Consider the following 19,432-nt stretch of genomic DNA (forward strand, 5'->3'; position numbering starts at 1 on the left):
CTACATCAAAGGAGAGCGTAACGCGTGAATAATAACTTCCCCCGCATCTATTCCATCAATGACTCTGGTTTGGGGTGTTTTGCCTCTATGGTCTTAGTGGGTGTACTATTGGGGGCAGTTGGTTTAGGTTGGTTAGTCAACGGTTTTTTAATTCTACTGGCTTTTTTCTTGGTCGCGCCTGTTATTGGTTGGTTTGCCCTACAATGGTGGTTAAAACGTAAGTTAGCAATTGATCAATGTCCAGTCTGTACTTATGAGTTTACTGGATTTAATAATACTGAGTGTAGCTGTCCGAATTGTGGTGAACCTTTAAAAATAGAAAACGGACATTTTCATAGAATTACCCTACCTGGAACGATTGATATTAATGCAATTGAAGTTCCTGTACAAGTTTTAGAAGAAAGTTCTGAGGAAATTGATTAATTAATGACTATAAGTCTTTTAATATAACAATTCATCAATGACAATTTCTAATGAAATTCAATCTTTAATTCAACGACTCAATCAAAACCTAGATTAAACAGAACAAAAAGCTTATCAAGGTATTATCCTAGTTAGTCCTCTGCTGCTTCGTTCTCCAGAGAATCTTATGTTAATGCAGCATTTTGTCTATTTTAATAATTAGGCAAGACGTTATCCAAAACTCAAGTTAGTTAAATCTCAACACAAAAATGACTATTTAAAAAACACAAAAACCTCGTCAATAATGACAAGGTTCGATAAGGGATTGATTTCGCGATTTTTTAGTTGTTAGGTATCCGAATCCTCTGCTTCTGCTTGTTCCACTGCTTTCTTTAGTTCATCAAAAGAAATGCTACCATCTTTATCTGAATCGTATCCTTGTAATATGCTAGATAAAGTGGTTCCTGTTAATCTTGGTAAGACTCCTGTCGTCACATGATCCCTAGTAATCTCTTGAATGGATATTTTGCCGTCTTTGTCAAGGTCTAAGCTATCAAATATTTGTTTAAGCTCTTGTTCATTTATCATAAGTTTTCACTCCATAAACTTTTCATTTTGGTAGTGTCTCATGAATCTTGATGCAAACTCAAGGGCAGTTAAGACGGTGAAATAATATTTAATAATATCTTTGGCTTCTGAATCTGATAATTTTTACATTTCATTTGAGCCTAAATAATACTCATAATGACTTTTTCATGGTTTAAAAAGCAGGAAACGTCATTAAAGTATTGCAATTTAAGTTTTCCTCAAACTCATAACAAAACTCAGGTTAATTAACTCAACAATTTAACCATAAAGGTTGAACAATATATTGGAACGATTATTCAAAAATCTTAGTGAAAAAGAATGCACCCTAAATTATAGTTTATGCTGCTGCGGTAATGGCTTCTTGACCGTGTGAACGCAGTAAATCCATCAATTCATCTTTATAGTCGTGGAAGACGGTTTGACGTTTGATTTGATTTGATCGTTCTGGTAGATTGACGACAATTTCCCGTCTGACTGTTCCAGGACGTGCGCCGAGGGCATAAATGCGATTAGATAAAAATACCGCTTCTTCGACATCATGGGTAATCATAAAGATAGTGATGTTGGTTCTTTGCCAGAGATCTAACATAAAATTGTGCATGGATTCTTTAGTATGAATATCCAATGCGCCAAAGGGTTCATCCATTAATAAAACTTTGGGTTCGGAGGCTAAAGCACGTGCGATCGCGGCCCGTTGTTTCATCCCTCCAGACAGTTCTTTGGATAATGATTTAGCAAACTTAGCCAAACCTACTACATCTAGATAATAACTCGCTCTTTCACGTCTTTCTTTAGCGGGAATACCTTGTAACTTCAGACCAAATTCTGTATTTTCTTGAACGTTCATCCAAGGATACAATGTATAGTGTTGAAAGACCATACCGCGATCGGGGCCTGGCCCTGTAACAGATTTTCCATTAATTTTGACATCACCACTGGTCGGTTGATCGAGTCCTGCAATTTGTCGTAATAAAGTCGATTTTCCTGAACCTGACGCGCCGACTGCACAGATAAACTCGCCCTGTTCAATGTCCATATTAATATCTTTGAGAACAACGAGGGTACCTTGTTTGGTTTCAAAATGTTTATGTAAGTTCGTAATTTTTAGATACATTGTTTCTTTTTCCTACCTGAGATAATGTTAATTCTGGACAACTTGTGTTGTGCGATATGTGTCACAAATCACTAATTAGCGTTTTTGACTCGACCATTTACAAGTGACTCTGAGGAAATATTGGAACAACAGGTCAAAACATAAACCAATAACTCCAATGACAATTAAACCCACAAAGATTTCATCGGTTCTTAAGAAACGTCCTGCAACACTAATACGTCTTCCTAAACCTTCTGTAGATGCGATTAATTCTGATACAATAACCAATTGCCAAGCGGCAGCAAGGTTAATTCGACACGCATCGAGGATACCTGGTAACACGTGGGGGAAAATGACTTGAGTCAGGGTTTGCCAACGATTTCCACCTAAAATATATGTGGCTTCGATTAAGTCTTTGGGGACAAATTTGACCGTATCCATCACCATCAATGAATTAAAGAAGAAAACCCCAATAAAAATTAAAGTTATTTTTGGTTCTTCCCCAATACCTAAATAGAGAATGAGTAGCGGAATAAAGGCAGGGGCGGGCATATAACGCATTAAACCAAAAAGTGGTTCTAGAAGGGCGCGAATACTTGGAAAACTGCCCATCAACACCCCAACAGGAATAGAAAGCAGTGAGGCAAACAGAAAGCCAACACCAACCCGCCACAAACTCGCTACGGTATCCTTGAGTAGTTCTCTTGTACTCCATAGTCTACCAAATGCTTCTAAAACTTTACCTGGTGAGGGCAAAAATTTTGGGTCAATATTGCCAAAGGTTGTAGCCAGCCACCACAATAATAGAGGAAGTGCGATCGAAGTAATGGTTAAAGCAATATAAAGAGGTCGCGGAATATCTTCAGCCAGTCGCCAGAAGACACTCGGTTGTAAATTATTATTACGGGCTGCTGTTTTAGTCGAAAATTCTGTACCTTGAGTCATAATCAGTTCTCACTTTCTCAATGATTTACGCTTGAGATTTTTCGGCGTATGCTTTAATAAAGCGATCGTCAAATAACTTACTGATGTCGGGTTCGTTTTTGGCTAAACCGACTTCAACCAAAAATTCGCCAAGTTTTTCGGCTGCATAGTGCAAAGAAGTCATATCATTACCCGGTTTAAAAGCTTTAAGATTTTCTTCAATGGTAAATAGCTTGGTACCATCTGCATATTGTTGATATTCTGCAACCGAAACTCCCGCCCGTCTCGCCATAATTTCAGTTGCACGTGCTGGGTTTTTCTTGATAGCGTCTAGAGTGACAAACCAAGCATCGACTAAAGCTTGTACTTTTTCGGGCTTTTCTTCGATATATTTACGAGTAAAGACCAAATGATCCGAAATTGAGCCAGGAAAGTCTTTAGAGCTAAATAATTCTTTACTACCAGGACGTTTTAAAGCTTGGGTGGTAAAAGGTGCAAAGACCGCAACTGCATCAACTTGTTCACCAACAAAAGCCGATGCTGCTTTTCCTGTTTCGAGGGGGACAAACTGAATATCTTTTGGTGACATTCCCGCTTGTTTAAGTCCCAGTAATAGAAGAAAATGATCGACGGTTCCTTCTTCGGCGGCTACTTTTTTTCCTTTAAGATCTTGAACTGAGTTGATGCCTTCACGGACAATTACTTTATCGTTTCCTGTTGAGTTATCATTCACTAAGACAACCACTTGGTCAGCACCACCGACCACAGAACTGACAGTATCACCTAATGTTTGGCTATTAGCATCAATTTGTCCTGCTGTCAAGGTACTAATCGATTCTAAATAACCATCGAACCATTTTAAATCGACTGGAACTTGTTGCTCTTTAAAGATTCCCTTTTCTTGAGCCACTTGCCAGGGAAACCAGCCTGGCCATGCACTAAAACCCAAACGTAGGGCATCCACTCCCGCAGAAATAGCGGTGTCCTCTTCATTGGTGGTTTTGATATAAACCGCAGGATTGGTACAGGCAACCGTTAGCGATAGAGTGATAATAAATAAAAGAAAAGATGATATTAGCGATCGAGCTTTCATATTTATAATAAGAATTGAATTTCTATGATTCCTCTAATCTTTTTAAATAAGGGTCGGGGAATTTCTTTTGATTAATGAACAGATGATCATCAATGGTGTTGAGTTGGGGCTTGACTAATTTGCCTTCTTACCCATTCATACCACTGTTCTAACCCTTCTCCTGTTTTGGCAGAAATGGGAATAATTGTTACAGTTGGATTCATCTGGCGTACATTATTAATAATGCGATCGAGATCGATTTCTAAATAGGGTGCTAAATCCATTTTGGTAATTAATAAACAATCAGCCTCTTGAAACATGACTGGATATTTCAAGGGTTTGTCTTCTCCTTCAGCAATACTGAGTAAAGCGACCTTAGCGTGTTCACCTACTTCAAATTCAGCAGGACATACTAAATTACCTACATTTTCGACGAAAACTAACTCAAAATCTGATGGATTATAGTCATGGGCGAGACGATGAATACCCCCTGCAACCATCTTAGAATCGAGGTGACAGGAACGACCCGTATTAATCGCTATCACTGGAACATCATATTGTCTGAGACGTTCGGCATCTAATTCGGTAGTCATATCGCCTTCAATAACGGCAATTTTTAGCTTATGACTCAGTTTTTCTAGAGTGCGTTCAAGTAATACCGTTTTTCCCGCACCTGGACTACTCATAATATTGAGACAAGTAATACCCCACTCGTCAAAATGTTCTCGGTTATGGTCGGCCCCTGCTTGGTTAGCATGAAGTAAATTGACCCCAAGGGCTACGTCAAAAGTTTGGTGCATATTGGCTTAAACTCCTAGCAATAAGGGATTGAATCACCGAAACGGGGGAAGGGGATACTATTTACGCATGAATCCCCTCAATTCGGTCGATTTTGAGTTCTCGACCTGAGCGAATATCTTCCATCGGAGCTTGACACTTAGGACAAGCGTACTTAATGCCAATTTCAGGGCGATATTCTTCTTGGCAACGGTGACAAAAAGCAATCAAAGGTGTTTCTTGAATAACCAGTTTAGCCCCATCTAAAAAAGTATTGCGGGTTTGGACTTCAAAGGCGAATTGTAAACTAGCGGGTTCAACACAGGTAAACTTTCCTACCGTTAGATGAATTTGTTTAATTTCAGGTCGTTCGGGCTGCGATTCCCACCAATCTTGTACCGTAATTAATAACGCCTTCGTCATGTCTGTTTCGTGCATGGTTTTAAGTCCAGGCCACTAATTCAGGTTGTGCTTCGGGGTGAATATAAGCGGGTTTTTCCTTGCGTGGTAATTGCCCAGATAACACTAAATGCGCCATTGAATCACAAATGACTCGTGTTGCCATTAGTGAAGTCATATCACTAACGTCATAGGGGGGAGAAACTTCGACAACTTCGATACCGCAGACTGGAACTTTTTGGATAATTTTACCCAGTAAACCGAGTGCTTCCCTAGGGAGTAGTCCACCTGGCTCAGGCCAACCTGTACCAGGAACAAATCCCGCGTCAATGCAGTCAATATCAAAACTAATCCAAACGCAATCTGTACCATCTGTAGCGCGTTCAATCGCATAATTCGCTGCCGCATCTAATCCCATTTCGGTAATATCAGTCACGGTTAAGATATTAGTAGCCCGTTCTCGACAGACTTTCACACCTTGACGGGGGACTTGCCATCCACCAATCCCTAATTGTACGAGATTCTTAGCGGGGGCATTTTTCATATTGGTTGCATGAAACCAAGGACAAGTGTGCATCCGTTCGTCTAAATCGGTTTCTTGAGTGTCTACATGGCGGTCAAAATGGATAATTCCGACTTTTTTATCGCCTAAATGACGACAAATGCCTCGTACAGTAGGGAAACCAATGGAATGATCACCACCCAAAAGAATCGGAAATGCGCCAGAATTAAAGATATGTGCGACACCTTTGGAAATTTGGTCGAATGACTTTTCGTTATTGCCTGGAATAGTGAAAATATCGCCCACATCACACATCTTGATCTGTTCACGCAAATCAACCCCTAATTCAAAGTTATAGGGGGTATAGAGTGCAGAGATGCGGCGAATTCCTTGCGGCCCAAAACGTGTTCCAGGACGATAAGTTGTGCCAGAATCATGAGGTATACCGACAATTGCTACATCATATTTACCTACTTGTCGGACATCTTCTAAATAGGGGGCCTTCATAAAAGTATTAATTCCCGCGTAGTGTGGCAATTCACCACGAGAGAAGGTCGATATAGTACGATCAATAATACTCTCGGCCGCTTCGAGTCCGTATTCTAAACCTTGATTGACTTCTTGTTGCCAACCCGTCAAAGGCAGTCGCTGCTCTAGTTCTAAGGCTCGTTCGGCTTCCGAAGAATGTCCATTATTATCACTATTCGGTGGTTGGAAAGGGTAGTCACTCATCTGTAAACTCCTATTGTGATGGCCATACAAAGTAGTATAGATGCACAAATTCCCAAGAGAATCATCTTAGAGCCTTTGTGCTAATCTATGATTTCTCCCGGGCTTTTTTCCCTCCGTGTAGCCACCTATCAAGGGACTTAAATTTAATTAAGCCTAAATGTCTTTTAGTAAAGGTAGCTTGCTTCTCTTGGACCTGACGCAGTTAGCCGGAACCCTAGAAGCAATAAATATATGTCGATATACCAAGCTTTTTAAGCTAAAGATGAGCATAGCAACTGTTAATCCTATAGAAAGTATCAAAAACTACAAAAATTTGAAATTTTGAGATAGATCAACGTGTATACCTACTATTTAATTTAGGATGAAACTGAAAAATCTGGGCTAAGTTCTGTAACGTATTTTGAAGTTATGTAGCTATTTAAGAAGGGAATTTCGCTGTGTGGGGTAAACTAGCCGATAATCCAGAATGATAACAAAGAGAACACTCAAGGAGTCATTAACTCAATGTCTCATAGCGTTAAAATTTACGATACCTGTATCGGTTGCACTCAGTGTGTACGTGCTTGTCCCACCGATGTATTAGAAATGGTACCTTGGGACGGTTGCAAAGCTGGACAAATCGCCTCTTCTCCTCGTACACAAGATTGTGTAGGCTGCAAGCGGTGTGAAACAGCTTGTCCGACCGACTTCTTAAGTATTCGGGTCTATCTTGGCCCTGAAACAACCCGTAGTATGGGTCTAGCTTACTAAGTCCCCTTCTTTCATAAAGGCAATCATTCTGTTTAAAGTCTTTGGACATTATTTCTTGATGTAGAGGGAGTTTTTCCCTCTTTTTTAGTCAAATCATGCCGATGAGATAGGTAGAAATAGGGTATGGCAATGTGACAAAAGCTGAAGATTGCTTGATTAGTCGTTACTCAACGTCATGGAACAATTGCAATTGAACAAGCGGTAAAAAAGATAGCTATTCAGCAAAACCGAATTTAATTCTTTTTTGTAATGCACTCAGCATCTAATACTATTAACTTTTCTGTTGTTTTTACTGAACACAGATTAATTACTTGAGTAAGAGCAGGTAATTGATTTTGTTTTAATTTTGCAGTCGTTTTTAAAACAATATCATTAAAAGAACTATTAATCAGCCATTTTCGTTGTAATAAATAATCAGAGTTAAAAAATGTTGGTTCAATCATCAGATAATCTATTCCATATTTTTTAATCAAATTTTGTATATCAGCTAAATTTGAACTGTATTGCGCTTGAATTAAATCAATTGCTTTTTGTTGCATCTGATTGTAATAAACAGGGTGAATGGGTAGGGCAAATTCGGTACTAAATAAAACTGAACGTTGGGCAAATGCAGGTAAATTACTGGTATCAGGTGTTAAGGAGGCTATTAAAATATCTTTAGGTTTTGAGGCAAAAAAATGATATATTTCTTGATTTTTCCCAATTCTCCATTCTTGTAATCTTAAAAATAAAGCGGGTGTGAAAGCAGGTAATAAAAATATAATAGCTACCAAAATTAGGATAAATTTAGTTGTTTGAATTGAAAATTTTTGCTTTAATTTTGTATCAAAATAATTCAGTAACGCTAAAATAACAATAGCTGATGATATTGCCATCACAAATTTAAGACTATGATAAGTATAACGTCCAGGAAAATAAAGACGTAATGGAACAATAGAAGCGGCTATATACATAATTAAAGAAGCTAGTAAAAGTTGCCAAAGTATTTTTAATTCTTGATTCACTAAACTAGCTAAAAACTGTGATTTTTTTAAAACAAATGGTAAACCTAAGCTGAGCCAAATAAATGGCGGAAAAGTTGGCGCACCTATACCAGAACTACTTTTAAACGGTAAAAATAATGGATTAAAACCAAAATATTCGATTCTTCCATTGATATAATATTCTGGCATTTGTTTCATTTGTTCTAAGGTTATTACTGAACCAAATTCTGAAATGTGTAGTGCAAAAGGAAGAAGCACTAAAAAAGATACAACTAATCCTAAACTCCAAAAGAGATAATTTGTTTTATCTAGAATAAATCTAAAATGATTATTCTTCCATTCTAATAAACGAATGGTTAATAAAAGAACTTGAACAAAAACTAATTGAGGGAAAAATAAACCTTGTAAAGCAATGATGATCAAACAAAGAATAAGGGAACGTCTAACTAAATAATACAAAAAAGCCGCAAAAATCGGATAGACAAAAGCTCTAGGAGTTCCAGAGACTAAATCATCTTTTAGCCAAATATTGATATTTAAGATTAAAGTCGATAGAAAAGCACTAAAGGGAATTGGTAAAATAATAAGAGAGAATTTATAAAAATAGCTTGTGGTAATCATTGCTAAAAAAACTGGAATAATTTTAGCAAGTAACATCGGCGAAATACCGAGTTTTGCACCGAGCCAATAAAATAATTTATAACCTGTTGGGGCGACGGATTGAAAATAATTAAAGATTAAATCATTTTTAAATAACTCAGAATCGATAAACTGTTGAAACCAGATAATATGCTGTCGCGCATCATCTTGTACAACATAAGGCTGACTTAACGCATAAAATAGAGTAATGATTCCAAAATATAGAGGTGGAATTAAACTAGCAATTAGCCAAAATCTAGTAGATTGATTAAATAATTTCATGACCTCTTTTTTTAGTCTAGATCAATCCAAAATCGTTGACGCTGGAACGGATAAGTAGGTAAGATGACTTTACGACAAGGATAATCTTGATATAGTTCTGACCAGTTAATTGATTCTCCTTGTAAATAAAGCTGTGCGATGGTTTGTAAATTATCTAACTGGTTTTCTAAAGTGTAACTAGCCGTTTTCTGTGTTGGGATTTGACCGTAAAAAACATCATTAGTTATCTGTCCATTAATAAATAAATTCAATTTTTGCTGTAATTCTTTTATTGAGGTGGCAATAATACATAAACGGTGTGAAAAATGCGATCGTCCTGTATTCACTGTATAACACATATCAGTAAGAGAATAATTTGGGTGAGAATTGAAATAAACTTGATATTTTCGGGCTAATTCGTTTAAAGCTTTCTCATTTTTTGCCGACAATGTAAAAAGATTTAGAGCAATATCGTTTGTTTCTGTTTCTTGTAATGGTGCTTCTTCGATGACAACATGAGCATTAGTACCGCTAAAACCAAAGGAACTAACCCCCGCAATACGGGATATATTACCGCGTTTCCAAGGGGTAAGCTGAGTGGGAATTGTAAACGGTAAATCGTTCCAATTAATATTCGGGTTTGGGGATTTAAAATGGATTTGAGGGGGAATTTGTTCGTGTTGTAGTGCGAGAATAACTTTGATTAAACTTGCGATACCTGCTGAAGCTTCCGAATGTCCAATATTCGCTTTTACTGCCCCTAATAAGACTAATAGATTTTGTTCAAAAACTGCTCCTAACCCCCCAACTTCGATCGGATCACCTAAAGCCGTTCCCGTCCCATGTGTTTCGATATAATTAACTTGTTCTGGTTCAATTTTGGCATTATTCAACGCTTGTCGTATCACTGCTTGTTGTGCGGGGCCATTGGGGACGGTTAAACCACTACTACGCCCATCTTGATTAATTGCAGAACCTCGAATGACAGCTAGAATATTGTCTTTAGACGCGATCGCATCACTTAAACGTCTTAGAACAATGATGCCACATCCTTCCGATCGTACAAAACCATTAGCCGACGCATCAAAGGTTTTACAACGGCTATCAGGTGACAACATTCGCGCTTTAGAAAAATTAATACTAACTTCGGGTAACAGAATACTATTTACACCACCCGCAAGAGCGAGATCACATTCTCCATTCCGTAAACTCGAAATTGCTAGATGAACCGCTACTAAAGAAGACGAACAAGCGGTATCTACAGCCAGACTGGGGCCTGTTAAACCTAAACTATAAGATAAACGTCCTGCCGCGATACTGTGGGTATTTCCTGTCGTTAAATAGGCATCAATGTCAGTGACATCTCGTTTAAGTAAGCGATGCCAGTTATCATTACCACAAATGCCAATAAACACCCCAGTTTGACTACCATTGAGATTTTCTGGGGCAATACCCGAAGATTCTAACGCTTCCCAACTCACCTCTAAGAGTAGACGTTGCTGAGGATCGAGACTCATCGCTTCTCGTGGTGCAATGCGGAAAAACTGAGCATCAAAATCTTGTAAATTAGATAAAAAGCCACCCTGACGGACATACATCTTACCGAGACTCGCCTGATTTGAATCATAATAGGTTTGGCTGTCCCAACGATCGCTAGGAATATCAGTAATTGCATCACCACTCTTTTCTAAAAGCTGCCAAAATGTTTCAGGATCAGACACACCACCTGGAAAACGGCAACCCATCCCGATAATAGCAATGGGTTCGTGTAAATTTTGTTCTAAACGCTCTATTTTAGCCTGAAGTTGTTGAATCGCTGCGATCGCTCGTTTAACGTTACTAACTTCTTCGATGGGGTTTGAGTTTAAGTTAGATATCATCCCTAATCTACAATTAAAATTTTCCGACAGTTATTAAAATGGAATCAAGATTATCAACAAACTGTCATGGTTAAGCTTAAGATCTATTGTTTGTTCGTTCATCGTCCTTTAAAGTATATAAGATAAAAAACACTGTTAGAGATCTAATAAGAACGTAGGTTTAGTATAAAACCAATGGTCGAGCCGACAAACCCCCCTCGTAGAGAAACCCAACCCTCTTTAGCCACCGACAAGGCAAAATCTCAGATTGATTCTGATCAGTCTATCGCTCAACCTTTAGCTATCAGCAATGGGGGTATTCTGCCCAAAAAACACGATATACCAACGACTTTACCCAAAATCTTGCTACAAGCGGCTTCAACAACAAGAAATTGTTTAATTTATCTAGATCGTCACGGAAAAGTCAAAACCGAGTCTTATCAGGAATTACTCGAAAACGCCTCAAAAATTCTCACACGACTAAGACAAGCAGGTTTACAACCGCAAGATCCAGTTATCCTACAACTCGAAGCAACAGATGAACTTTTAGCTGCTTTCTGGGGATGTATTTTGGGTGGTTTTGTTCCCGTCATTCTCGAAATGGCGACAACTCAACCTGTTAGAGAAAAACTAGATCATCTCTGGACATTTTTAGAACAACCTCTGATTATTTCTGCTCAATCACTGTCATATTCACGTATTTTGAGGATTGATTACTCAGTATCACCAACTACCGACTATTATCAAGCTCAGAGTGATGATATTGCTTTTTTTAATCTGACTTCTGGTAGTACGGGTGTTCCCAAATGTATTCAACTGACCCATCAAAACATAATATCTCGTGCTGTTGGGGCAAATTTACATAATCATCATCTCTCGGATGACATTATTCTCAACTGGCTTCCTTTCGATCATATTGGTAGTATTTCCGACTGGCATATACGCCCCTGTTTACTCGGTTGTACTGCTGTTTATGTCCAAAAAGAATATATCCTCAAACGTCCTCTAAACTGGCTCGATTTAATTAATCAGTACAGAGTTACTCATAGTTGGTCGCCGAACTTTTTCTATGCGTTACTCAATGACCAACTCAAAAATCAATTATCACAATGGGACTTATCCTGTGTGCGTTTTCTACTTACCGCAGGAGAAAATATTACTCAAAATGCGATTCAAGGATGTTTAGCACAACTGCAACCCTATCATTTATCTCAAACCGCCATTAGGCCCGCGTTTGGCATGGCTGAGGTTGGTTCTGGAATTACTTATAATACTAACGAAACTGAAGCGTTTAAATTTCATGTCGAACAAGGGGGAACATTTGCTGATTTAGGAACGCCAATCCCTGGTATTACATTACGAATTGTTAATGAGCAAAATCACGTTTTACGAGAAGGTGAAATAGGTTATTTACAGATAAAAGGAGAAGCAGTTAGTAAAGGCTATTATCAGAACACAGAAGCCAATCAAGCAGCATTTTTAGCGGATGGATGGTTTAAAACAGGCGATTTGGGTTTAATTCGGTTGGGTCACTTGGTGCTGACGGGTCGCAGTAGTGAAATCATTATTATTAATGGGACTAATTATTATAGTCATGAAATTGAAGCGATCGTTTCTCAAGTTGAGGGGGTAGCCGTTTCATATACCGCAGCAGTCGCGGTTACTGAAGATGAGGACGCAACCGAACGGTTAGCCATCTTTTTTAGTAGTGATTTAGAAAATGATCAACCCTTATTAAATCAGATTAGGCGAGTTCTTGTAACACACATGGGTATTAATCCAGATTATCTGATTCGGATTGAGAAAACCGCTATCCCTAAAACCGCCATTGGTAAAATACAGCGTTCTGAACTCGCTCAAAGATTTAAAACAGGTGAATTTAAACAAAATATTGCGTCTCTCGGTCAAAAAGTTAATCTCAGCGAAATTGAACAAGATCTTAAACGCATTTGGCAAGACATTCTACAAAAATCAGAAATTGGTCTGCATGATAACTTTTTTGAATTGGGTGGTACTTCTTTTCTCCTCGTCCAAGTTCAGCAACAAATTCAAGAATATTTAGGACGATCGCTATCAATTGCCAATCTATTTCGCCATCCCACTTTACATACGCTAAAAACGTATTTATATCAACCCCTAAACTCAATTTCAACCAAACCTAAAAAACAAATTATTCAGGGCGATATTGCTGTAATTGGTTTATCCTGCCGTTTTCCTGGGGCGAATAATATCGATCAATTCTGGCAAAATTTATGTAATGGAGTAGAATCGATCCGCTTTTTTGACACCACAGAAATCATAAAATCGGGTGTATCGCCTGAATTGGTTCAAAATCCTGATTATATTAAAGCGAGTCCTATTCTAGATCAAATAGAAAGCTTTGATGCTGAATTTTTCGGATTTTCCGCCAAAGAAGCCGAATTATTAGACCCACAACAACGACTGTTACTCGAATGTGCTTATGAAGCCCTCGAAGATGCCCATCTGAACCCCCAAACCTATACAGGTGAAATCGGTATTTATGCGGGTGCAGCGATGAATACCTATCTATTGAATAATATTTATCCCAACCGTCATCAACTTGACCCCAATGATTCCTTAAATGTCACTACACTTGATTCAATGGGTGGTTTTCAGATGATGGTGGCAAATGACAAAGATTATCTAACCACGCGAGTCTCTTATAAACTCAATCTGACGGGGCCTAGTATCAATGTTCAAACCGCTTGTTCAACTGGACTAGCTGCAATACATCTCGCCGCAATGAGTCTGAAAAATGGTGAATGTGACATCGTTTTAGCAGGAGGTGTATCGGTACAAGTTCCGCAAAAAATCGGCTATCTCTATCAAGAGGGGATGATTCTTTCAAACGATGGTCATTGTCGGGCTTTTGATGCACAGGCCAGTGGTACCATTTTTGGGAGTGGTTGCGGTTTCGTTGTTCTCAAACCCTTAGAAACAGCAATTCAAGATGGCGATCGCATTTATGCCGTACTCAAAGGATCAGCCCTGAGTAATGATGGTGGTACGAAAGTCGGTTATCTGGCACCTAATGGTGATGGACAGGCCCGCGCTGTTGCCCAAGCGCTAGAAAATGCAGGAGTCGATGCAGAAACCATTAGTTATCTAGAAGCACACGGTACTGGTACACTCCTTGGTGATCCCATTGAAGTCGCAGGACTAGAAAAAGCATTTCGTACCTATACTCAGAAAACAGGTTATTGTGCCATTGGTTCAGTAAAAACCAACATCGGACATTTACAAATTGCGTCTGGAATTGCGGGCTTTATTAAAACGGTTCTCGCACTGTATCATCAAAAAATCCCAGCTACACTGCATTTTGAAAAACCTAATCTGAACATCGATTTTAAACAGAGTCCTTTTTATGTCAATACAACGCTACAAGATTGGTCATCAGAAGGGGCTCCGCGTCGCGCTGGTGTAAATTCCTTGGGTATTGGTGGAACTAATGTTCATGTCATCCTCGAAGAAGCCCCAGTAGCCGAAAAGCCCCGCCAAAATCAAGATCGTCCGCTTCATTTGTTGACCCTCTCTGCCAAATCTGACATAGCATTTTGTAATTTAGTCAAGCAATATCAACAATTTTTAACAAAAAATCCGAATATTTCTTTAACGGATCTTTGTTTTAGCGCGAATACAGGACGATCTCAGTACAGCGATCGCATAGCCATTATTGCGGAATCTATCCCAGAGTTACAGAGAAAATTAGCAAACCCTACATCTTATCAGGTTAATAATGTTCCTTCTAAAATCGCTTTTCTGTTCACGGGACAAGGTTCACAATACATTAATATGGGGCGACAACTCTATGAGACGCAACCCCTATTTAGAGAAACGCTTAATTACTGTGCTGAAATTTTGCAACCGTTCCTCAATCAATCTTTACTCGATGTTTTGTATCCACCCTCATTTAAGCAAAATGGTCACGTCTTACCCATCGACCAAACCATCTATACACAGCCTGCTTTATTTGCCATAGAATACGCACTGTTTAAATTATGGCAATCTTGGGGGGTTGTGCCAACTGCGGTAATGGGTCATAGTGTCGGTGAATATGTTGCGGCAACTGTAGCGGGTGTTTTCAGTTTAGAAGATGGACTGAAATTAATTGCAACACGGGCTAAACTGATGCAAGCTTTACCCCAAGATGGTGAAATGGTCGCAGTAATGGCCGATGAATCAATTGTAAAAGAACTGATTCGTCCTGTAACGTCAGAAATTGCCTTTGCTGCGTTGAATGGTTCACAAAATACAGTTATTTCGGGGACACGGAAAACCCTGCAAAAAATCATCGATCTTTTAGCCATTCATGGAATTAAAACCCAGTTTTTGAATACTTCTCATGCGTTTCATTCTCCCTTGATGGAACCGATGATCGCAGAATTTAGGAAAGTGGCGCAAGAAATTCGTTATTTTTCACCGCAAATCGATCTTATTTCTAATGTAACAGGCAATCTGATCACAAATGAAATCGCTACATCAGATTATTGGTGTCGTCAGATAACCAAACCAGTACGGTTTGCTGATGGTTTTAAAGCGTTGTTGCAAGATGGCTATCAGGTGTTTCTCGAATGTGGTAGTAAACCTGTATTACTTGGGATGGGTCGCAGGATTTTAGCAGAAATGACACCAGACACGACTCAAAATTATTTATGTTTACCCAGTTTATCGCCTAATTCAGACTGGGAACAGATGCTAGAGAGTGTTGCCCAACTCTATCTTAAAGGAATGGTGATCGATTGGATTAGTTTTGATCAAGATTATCAGCGTCGTAAAATCAGTTTACCGTCCTATCCATGGCATAGAAAACGCTATTGGATTGATCCACCTTCTAAAATATTGGTTCCCCCTCGTCCATCGTCGAATGTTCATCCATTACTCGGACAACGTTTACCATCAGCCTTAAAGGAAATTATCTTTCAATCTTGTCTCAGTGTAGATACTCTAAGCGGTGACTTGTCGTCGCCAGAATGGTTTAAAGATCATCAAGTGTATCAAGTCCCCGTTTTACCTGCTACAGCATACATCGAAATAGCTTTAGCCGCAGGGTCAAAGGTTTTCAAAACAGCAAATTTGGTTCTAGAACATTTAACTATTTCTAAACCGTTAATCTTTGCTCTCTCAGAGACGCAAACAGTACAAGTTATTCTAAAAAAAGACGACAGACAAGCATCATTTGAAATTTATAGTTCACTTGATCAAGAAAATTGGAAATTACATAGTTTTGGGACAGTTACAACTCATCAAACTTCTTTAGATAAAACAAACATCGATCTTTCTCAACTTCAACAAGAACTCATCCCTGTTTCCGTCGAGACTTTCTATCAACAATGTCAAAAACAAGGATTAAAATATGGTTCTACTTTCCGAGGAATTAAAAAACTTTGGCGACAAAATGGTAAAGCTTTAGGAAAAATTACTTTACTGCTTGACCTAGAATCTTATTTATATCATCCAAGTTTACTTGATGCGTGTTTTCAAGTTATTTTAGCTGCTTTTCCAACTAGGACAAAATCAGAAACTTATTTACCTGTAGCTATCGAACAAGTTTGCTTTTACCGTCCCTTGAGTTCAAACATTTGGAGTTATGTTCAACTGCGTCCCCAAACTGAACAAAATCAAATCATTGCTGACGTACAATTATTTGATGAACAAGGAATAATCGCCCAAATCAAAGGAATTACATCAAAAAGAGCCAATTCACAAACATTACTCGGACAAGACCATAAAATAGATCAAGATTGGTTTTATCAGATTCAATGGCAACCGCAACCCCAAATACCCGTCTATAAATCGAAAAAAGAAGATATACACTGGCTTATTTTTGCGGATTATACAGGAATAGCTCAAGAATTAGCGAATTTGTTGGAATTAAAATCCCAATCTTGTACACTTGTATTTCCCAATGATCTTAACAGACAAAATCCCGAAGAGTATCAGCAATTATTGAACTCATTAGAATCACTAACAGGAGTTATTTATCTTTGGAGTTTAGACCCCGCAGACAGTTTAGAACTTAGCACTCAAAGCACTTTATATTTAGTGCAAGCCTTAGTCAAGCAAAACTACCCAAGAACTCGTTTTTATCTAATCACACGCGGCACACAAGCAGTAACAAATCATCTTCCTAATATAAATGATCTTACAGCTTCTCCTCTGTGGGGAATGGGAAAAACGATCGCACTAGAACACCCAGAATTAAACTGTGTCCGCATTGATCTAGATGCCAAAAATAACGATATTCAGGCTTTGTCTTCTGAAATTAACTCGTTTAGCCAAGAAGATCAAATCGCGTATCGAGATGGTATACGTTATGTCGCTAGATTAGTTCGTTGTTCTTTAAATGAAAAATCAACACAACCTTTACAGTTAGCCATATCTGAAAGAGGAACTATCGATCATTTAACATGGCAACCAAAAGAGCGTCATTCACCTCAATTTGATGAAGTAGAAATTCAAGTTTCAGCAACTGGACTCAATTTTAGAGATTTACTGAATGTGTTAGGACTGTCTTCGGTGGGGGAATTAGGTTTAGAATGTGTCGGTGAAATCGTCGCTATTGGTGAAGGAGTGCGACATTTAAAAATAGGTGATCCTGTAATTGCTGTTGCTACAGGTAGTTTTAGTCAATATGTCACTGCTAATGCAAATATAGTCACTAAAAAACCTGAAAACTTAAATGATTTTGAAGCAGCAACGATTCCAGGTGCTTTTCTTACTGCTTATTATACCCTTCATCATTTGGCTAAACTCAAAGCGGGGGAACGTGTACTTATTCATGCAGCAGCAGGGGGAGTAGGTCTTGCAGCCGTTCAAATTGCACAATACATAGGTGCGGAAGTCTTCGCAACTGCATCAGAGGGGAAATGGGACTATCTAAAAACCCAAGGTGTGAACCATATTATGAATTCTCGTACCCTTGATTTTACTGATGAAGTAATGAAGCTAACTCAAGGAAAAGGAGTCGATGTTGTTCTAAATTGCCTTAGTGGTGAATTTATCCCAAACAGCTTATCTATTCTCTCATCTGGCGGTCGTTTTCTAGAAATTGGTAAACAAGGAATTTGGCAAAGCGAACAAGTCGCACAAATTCGGGCTGATGTATTTTATACAAGCTGTGATTTACTCTCACTTGCGCAACAAAAACCCCATCTTATTCAAAAAATGCTCAAACAATTACTGATCTTGTTTGAAAACGAGCAGCTTCAACCTCTACCTTATCAAGTCTTTTCCTGGGAACAAGCTAGAAATGCGTTTCGTAAAATGCAGCGTTCCGAACATATCGGCAAAATCTTAATTACTCCCCCTAAAGGCACTGTTATTCGCAGTAATAGCACTTATTTGATTACAGGAGGAACAGGAGATCTCGGCTTAAAAGTCGCTCAATGGCTGATTACAAAAGGCGCATCACATCTTATTTTAGTCGGAAGACATCAACCTGCTACACACGTTCAGGAAACTATTACACAACTCACCAGTCTAGGGACAACAATTCAAGTCATACAAGCTGATGTGTCAAATAGTCATGATGTTGCTGAATTCCAAAATATTAAGACATTTCCTCCACTACGAGGAATCATTCATGCAGCAGGTGTTCTTGATGATGGAATTATAGAAAATCAAACTTGGTCGCGTTTTGAGCAGGTATATTTACCTAAAATTCAAGGGGCTTGGAACTTACACCAATTTAGCCAAAATCACTCACTAGATTTCTTTATCATGTTTTCTTCGGCAGCGTCCTTATTAGGGAGTACAGGACAAGCCAATTATACCGCCGCTAATAGCTTTCTCGATAGTTTAGCATTTGCCCGTCGTGGCTTGGGACTTCCTGCTATAAGTATCAATTGGGGAATGTGGGACGGAATGGGTTTATCTGCCAAAAATACTCATATTAGCCAAGGTATATCAGGAATACAAGCGATCGCACCCTCAGACTATTTAACCGTTCTAGAACAAGTTCTGGGTAGTGATTTGACCCAAATTGGTGTCATGTCGATTAATTGGTCAAACATCCAAAATTCTACATTTTTGAGCGAAATTAAACCAACAGCCCATAATGCTATCACTAGCACGTCTGTACAGAGTGTAGAAAAAAACGATTTAATGAAACACGTTTTATTACAAATCGCTACCGTACTTGGTTTAAAATCGATTAATACTATTGATCCAAATCAAGGATTGATCTCACTTGGTCTCGACTCCCTAACCTCAGTTGAACTCAGAAATCGACTCGCGATGACTTTAAATTGTACCTTACCTTCTACGATCGCTTTTGATTACCCAACTGCTACCGATTTAGTCAACTATCTAATGAAAACTTTAGATCCGAAACAGCCTTTAGAAAAATCAGAAATAACAAATTTACAACATCTCTCAGACTCCGAAGCAGAAGACCTACTCAATGAAGTATTAGAGAACCTCAATTATTAA

12 protein-coding genes and 1 riboswitch are annotated in these 19,432 nt (G+C 38.6%); of the genes, 3 read left to right on the top strand and 9 right to left on the bottom strand.

Annotated features, from left to right (window positions below; all coding sequences use genetic code 11):
* Positions 1 to 24: 24 nt before the first annotated feature.
* Positions 25 to 423 (top strand): hypothetical protein, encoded by a 399-nt coding sequence (locus CFPU101_RS07640; protein ID WP_206814732.1) that lies wholly within the window; start codon positions 25 to 27, stop codon positions 421 to 423.
* 327 nt (positions 424 to 750) lie between these two features.
* On the opposite strand, the gene CFPU101_RS07645 is transcribed toward CFPU101_RS07640, so the two are convergent.
* From CFPU101_RS07645 to speB, 7 genes are all read right to left on the bottom strand, one after another.
* Positions 751 to 990 (bottom strand): EF-hand domain-containing protein, encoded by a 240-nt coding sequence (locus CFPU101_RS07645; RefSeq protein ID WP_206814733.1) that lies wholly within the window; start codon positions 988 to 990, stop codon positions 751 to 753.
* 337 nt (positions 991 to 1,327) lie between these two features.
* Positions 1,328 to 2,104, bottom strand: a complete 777-nt coding sequence (locus CFPU101_RS07650) for an ABC transporter ATP-binding protein (RefSeq protein ID WP_206814734.1) — start codon at positions 2,102 to 2,104, stop codon at positions 1,328 to 1,330.
* Positions 2,105 to 2,179: 75 nt separating this feature from the next.
* Complete coding sequence (locus CFPU101_RS07655) at positions 2,180 to 3,028, bottom strand: ABC transporter permease (RefSeq protein WP_206814735.1); 849 nt, start codon at positions 3,026 to 3,028, stop codon at positions 2,180 to 2,182.
* Positions 3,029 to 3,053: 25 nt separating this feature from the next.
* The gene (locus tag CFPU101_RS07660; protein ID WP_206814736.1) at positions 3,054 to 4,100 is read right to left on the bottom strand and encodes an ABC transporter substrate-binding protein; all 1,047 of its coding nucleotides are present in this window, start codon (positions 4,098 to 4,100) and stop codon (positions 3,054 to 3,056) included.
* Positions 4,101 to 4,189: 89 nt separating this feature from the next.
* Positions 4,190 to 4,879, bottom strand: a complete 690-nt coding sequence (hypB, locus tag CFPU101_RS07665; protein ID WP_206814737.1) for a hydrogenase nickel incorporation protein HypB — start codon at positions 4,877 to 4,879, stop codon at positions 4,190 to 4,192.
* Between the two features lie 61 nt (positions 4,880 to 4,940).
* A complete protein-coding gene (hypA, locus tag CFPU101_RS07670; RefSeq protein WP_206814738.1) occupies positions 4,941 to 5,294 on the bottom strand; it encodes a hydrogenase maturation nickel metallochaperone HypA in 354 nt (117 codons plus the stop codon).
* A 4-nt stretch (positions 5,295 to 5,298) separates the two neighbouring features.
* Positions 5,299 to 6,489 (bottom strand): agmatinase, encoded by a 1,191-nt coding sequence (gene speB / locus CFPU101_RS07675; protein ID WP_206814739.1) that lies wholly within the window; start codon positions 6,487 to 6,489, stop codon positions 5,299 to 5,301.
* Between the two features lie 92 nt (positions 6,490 to 6,581).
* A riboswitch (guanidine-I (ykkC/yxkD leader) is annotated at positions 6,582 to 6,718 on the bottom strand.
* 275 nt (positions 6,719 to 6,993) lie between these two features.
* Between speB and psaC the strand changes: the two genes are divergently transcribed.
* Positions 6,994 to 7,239, top strand: a complete 246-nt coding sequence (gene psaC, locus CFPU101_RS07680) for a photosystem I iron-sulfur center protein PsaC (RefSeq protein WP_206814740.1) — start codon at positions 6,994 to 6,996, stop codon at positions 7,237 to 7,239.
* 233 nt (positions 7,240 to 7,472) lie between these two features.
* Here the strand turns inward: psaC and CFPU101_RS07685 are convergent, their stop codons facing one another.
* Positions 7,473 to 9,143 carry a hypothetical protein gene (locus CFPU101_RS07685; protein WP_206814741.1) on the bottom strand — a complete coding sequence of 557 codons (1,671 nt, stop codon included), beginning with the start codon at positions 9,141 to 9,143 and terminating at the stop codon, positions 7,473 to 7,475.
* Between the two features lie 11 nt (positions 9,144 to 9,154).
* Complete coding sequence (locus CFPU101_RS07690; RefSeq protein WP_206814742.1) at positions 9,155 to 11,002, bottom strand: type I polyketide synthase; 1,848 nt, start codon at positions 11,000 to 11,002, stop codon at positions 9,155 to 9,157.
* 174 nt (positions 11,003 to 11,176) lie between these two features.
* Here CFPU101_RS07690 and CFPU101_RS07695 point away from each other — a divergent pair, with 174 nt between their 5' ends.
* Positions 11,177 to 19,432, top strand: coding sequence for a type I polyketide synthase (locus tag CFPU101_RS07695; protein ID WP_206814743.1), 8,256 nt, complete (start codon positions 11,177 to 11,179; stop codon positions 19,430 to 19,432).

Origin of the sequence: Chroococcus sp. FPU101 (assembly GCF_017312365.1) — a bacterium.
In the GTDB taxonomy this organism is placed as follows: Bacteria; Cyanobacteriota; Cyanobacteriia; order Cyanobacteriales; family Microcystaceae; genus Chroococcus.